At 40.0% G+C, this 4,198-nt stretch carries 4 protein-coding genes; all 4 read right to left on the reverse strand.

Going from position 1 to position 4,198, the window contains the following annotated elements; all coding sequences use genetic code 11:
- Nucleotides 1-1,115: MFS transporter (locus ACFIL7_RS00735; protein ID WP_375683239.1), on the reverse strand; the 1,115-nt coding region annotated here is incomplete at its 3' end.
- Nucleotides 1,112-2,302: a hypothetical protein gene (locus tag ACFIL7_RS00740; RefSeq protein WP_375633267.1), complete on the reverse strand. Its 1,191-nt coding sequence runs from the start codon at nucleotides 2,300-2,302 to the stop codon at nucleotides 1,112-1,114. The genes ACFIL7_RS00735 and ACFIL7_RS00740, both read right to left, overlap by 4 nt.
- A gap of 64 nt (nucleotides 2,303-2,366) precedes the next feature.
- A complete protein-coding gene (locus ACFIL7_RS00745; RefSeq protein WP_375618735.1) occupies nucleotides 2,367-2,525 on the reverse strand; it encodes a hypothetical protein in 159 nt (52 codons plus the stop codon).
- A 515-nt stretch (nucleotides 2,526-3,040) separates the two neighbouring features.
- Complete coding sequence (locus ACFIL7_RS00750; RefSeq protein WP_375637057.1) at nucleotides 3,041-4,129, reverse strand: DUF3792 domain-containing protein; 1,089 nt, start codon at nucleotides 4,127-4,129, stop codon at nucleotides 3,041-3,043.
- Nucleotides 4,130-4,198: the final 69 nt, after the last annotated feature.

Consider the following 4,198-nt stretch of genomic DNA (forward strand, 5'->3'; position numbering starts at 1 on the left):
ATGCCAATGATAAACAGTGTGCTTTGGGTGTGATGCACTTTTACAAAACCAGCTCCTAGAAAGCCAAGGCACACCGCTGTTTGTATGATGAAGATATAGGCGGGCATTTGGTTGTTTCGGTGTTCTTTCTGAATGGCTTTCATCATAAAACTTGCCATTAGAGCATTTTGTACGCCGTTTGCACCACCAAGGATGAAAAATGACAGCATCATTAACCATACAATGTGTGTGAGAGAAAAGCAGAAAATTGCTAAGCCAATGGTTGTGGCAGCCAGTGATGCACCAGCGGCATTACCAAAGCGATGAAAAAGGCTGGAGAAACAGAGTGGACCAACCACGAGGCCAAGACTTAACATGCTTGTGATTATCCCATAGGTTTCTGCACTGAAGTACAGCTCAGTGCGGATGCGGACAATCGATAAGACGTTGAGAGCAGAGGTGAGGATGATGGTAATGATGAGGGGAGAAAGAGCATAGACAACATTTTTTTTACGCAAGAGCCCTCTTAAATCTAGTCCCTTTTTGGCTTGCTGTGTTGTGGTTGTTGGCATATGTATGTTTAAACTTTTAAAACAGAAGAGAGTGATAAAGGTTGCACAGAGAACCATGATAGATAGTGCAAAGAGCCCTTTTTGCCCGTTTGAGAGACCATATAGCACACCTCCTAACAGTGGTCCTGCAATGTAGCCAAGATTACGGACTGTTTGGATAATGCGGTTGATATGGTCTAATTGCCGATCATTTTTTGCGAAGTCAGGTACAGCAACAAGGATAGCAGACCAAAAGAGTGAACCAGCACACCCTAGTGCAAAAGAAAGGGCAATATAAACCCAAAATTGGTTGGCGATTGCAGCTGTGGCTATAAAGAGTGCTTCAAACAATAAAACAAAGGGTACTGTTCGCGCTGGTTGGAAGCGATGCAAGAGGCGTGGTGCAATTGGTCCGGCACAAATTGCCCCGACAAGCCCTGCAAACAGCAGCATTGAAATAGATGCTGTGCTTTCTGCTAAGTGTAGAGCAAATGTAACTTGTGCTGTTTCATCGGCAAAGCTGCTAAAGCCCAAAACAAGGAAAAGTCCCATTTGGGTAAAAATCATGGATTTTTTCTTTGTCACAATGCTCCCCAACATGCTAAAGCTTTTACAGCTTTTAAAATTTCCTTCTGTGCTGTGTCATGTGGTTTATCATTTAATTTTGCTAGATCTAATTTTTTTCCTGATGAAAGTTGAGAAAGGAAATGTTCTAGATGAGAGCTATACTCAAAACTGGCGCAATGCCCATTTGCTGCGATGAGGAGTTCTTTTGTTTCTAGTAAGGGCACCCATTGGAGGGTTGCAGATGCGCGAAGAGTGATTTCATTTTCAATCTCAGAGACGTCAATAAGGGGGCGCTTGACACATAAACGTGAACTTGTATCACAAATTAATTGAGAAACCAGCATATGGCGTTTTAAGGTACCATTTGCGATGGCGGAGTTTAGTGCAGAGTGTTGAAAAGCATTATCAGGGTTTAAATTTGCTCTTCCTGATGCGCGGATATCATGTCGCGTTCGATCATCAAGATGGAGTAAATGCGTGACATAATTTTTATGATGTTGTGCATCGTGTGCTGTTTCCCAAAAAGCAATATTGATATTTGCCGCGATATTTTTTCCAGTTTCAGCAACGTGGAAAGCATCATGGGGAAAGTAGGCAACACGGTCTGTACGGTTTTGCAGCGCAATTGCTGTTAATTTATGCGCTTCATATTCAGGATATTTTAGCCCTTGGAGGTCTTCTCGTGTACTGGGCCATGCAAACATTGTTTTGCCATCCTGTAGAGTAAAACCAAAATTATGAGCGTGATCCACATGTATCCCAACATGGGTGGAGGAATATCGACCGATGAAGCAGTCAATATCCACGCGCCCACCAGGACTAAAACCTAAAGAATGAGCTAATTGATCTGAAAACTGTTTTGCCACATCCCATAGAACAGGGGTTGCAGCGTATAATCCATAATACATGACCGCCCATTCTTGTCCTTCGGCATATTGGTCAACGCGGGCAGTATATTCTTCTATAGTTCTATCCGTATCTAAAACAAGAAAGTTTGAAAGAGGACGTGGACTCCGCACTCCATTAACCACTGTTACTACTTCGGATTTAGGATTAAGAGCTAAGAGTTTATGAGGATGTAGAGCGTATTGTCTTAAAGCATTCAAAACATCCCTTTCATTGAAAGGGATGTACGAAATTGACAATTCAGCTGCTTGCTTAGCCCAAATTTTTTGAGAAAAGCCCTCTGAAAATAACTGAAACATGCACTTAAATAAGCTTAATTTTTAAAGATGGATGGATAAGCAGATTTGCATCAACAATACATCATTAAACTTCCAGCGAATCATTCATATTAAGCTCATCAAGCTCACTTTGATAAATTTGAATATCGTTACGCTGTGCATACTTAGTAAGCATTGCAGTTGGCACAACTTCATCAGCAGCCAATTCAATAACATTTTTTACTTTATTAAGTGAAATATTCATATATTTCCCCCCTTATAGTTGATAAAATACAGATAATTTAAATATAAAAAACTACCAATTTCCTACACTTAGCATGGATTTATTTTTTGTCAAATGTCATGTTGTTTGAAAATATTTCTTATTCTTTTTGAAGTTATATCATTGTTTTTTGAGGCGTTTTTTAGCAATATCATTGAAAAGGGTATACGCTTTTTTTCTTAACAACAAAGAGATGCATGATTTTTTTTGCTTCTTTCTTTGAAGGGATACACTGCATATAATGAAGAGCTCTCTACGTTCTTATAAAAAGATAGATTTTTTTCTTCGAGGATTTTTGATTTTTAAGGAAGATGAGCACAATATTCTCTCATCATTTGTGTATTTTGCTTTCAAGTTTGAATTTTAAAAAGCTTTGTCTGAATATTGTAAGGTCGTAAGTTGCCATTTATACAAAAAGCTTTTCACGCAGGTGTAATAAAAAGCTGCACCATGTGTGCAGCTTTTTATTGGTTTTATACTTTTTGAGCTATAAGTTTTTAAAGCATGAAAGTGTCCTTACGGCTTCTATAACCATAATAGCCAAAAACACTGGAAATAATGGCGCCTACCAGACTTCCTAAAAAGCCCCACCACCCCATATTGGAGGCTGTTTTTGTGGCTTTAGTTGCAGTGTTTTTTGCTGCCTTGATCGTATCCTCAAGATTGTCTGAGAGTGTTTCTGCCTGTTCTTCAAGGGCTTTGATGGCTTTTTCGGTTTTTTCCTCTGCGCTTTGATAGAGTTGAACAGCATGGTTGGCTGCTGTTTGTGCATCCGCACGGGTCATGCCATCCTTCATAAGCGCGTTGATGATATCACTTCGATCAAATTTTGTTGTGAGATCTTCTACACGATCAGACAGGCGCTCACCAAGATTTTTTAAAGTGGTGCGATAGTGAGAAGGATCATTTTTGAAAGCTTTTATCGCAGAACCAATATCATTGAGTGCAGCTTGATAGGTTTGTTTCAAGCGATCAGGGTTGAGAGCAGGAATGTCACTTTTATTGAGAAGGGAGTGCAATTCACTACCAAGTTGGTCAAAATTGATATCATTGTCACTATTTTTTGCAAAAAACTTTTCAAGACTTTCACTGTTTAATTTTGCAAGTATAGGGGAAATATTGTTTTTTAGGCTGTCTACGGTTTGTTGGACCATGGAGCTGTTTTCTAAAGCCGTTTTAGCTCCTATCTTTGCTGTACTAGAAACCACGTGGATGGCTTGGAGGGTCATCAGCAATGTTATGAGAGCCCAAGTGAGAAAGCCATGAAGAATCCCTGATGATTCAGCAAAACGTCCAGCTACAAAGCCTCCCAAGGCTAAGCTAATCAGTGTAACGATAACGGAACCCACGCCAAAGGAGAGGAAAGAGCCTTCAAATGGGGATGAAGAAGTGAAATCCATTTGGCTTAAGCCTAAAGCTGCGACCAGAAAAGAGAGGCAGATTGAGGTGGCAAGAGCCGTCACCAGTCCCGCAAAGATTGCGGACCATGAAATGGGTGTGTGAAAGAATGAATACTTTTCTTCTAGAGTTGTTTCTCCTAAAAAATTCGTATCAAATGGTGTGTTTTCAGGAATGCGAGTTTCCATGTTTTATCTCCTTGAATATGCTGGAGATACAATGCCTTTTTGCTAATTATGTTCCAAAAGGGATAAAGA

It is taken from the genome of Bartonella sp. AP3QHHD (genome assembly GCF_042195765.1).
In the GTDB taxonomy this organism is placed as follows: Bacteria; Pseudomonadota; Alphaproteobacteria; order Rhizobiales; family Rhizobiaceae; genus Bartonella.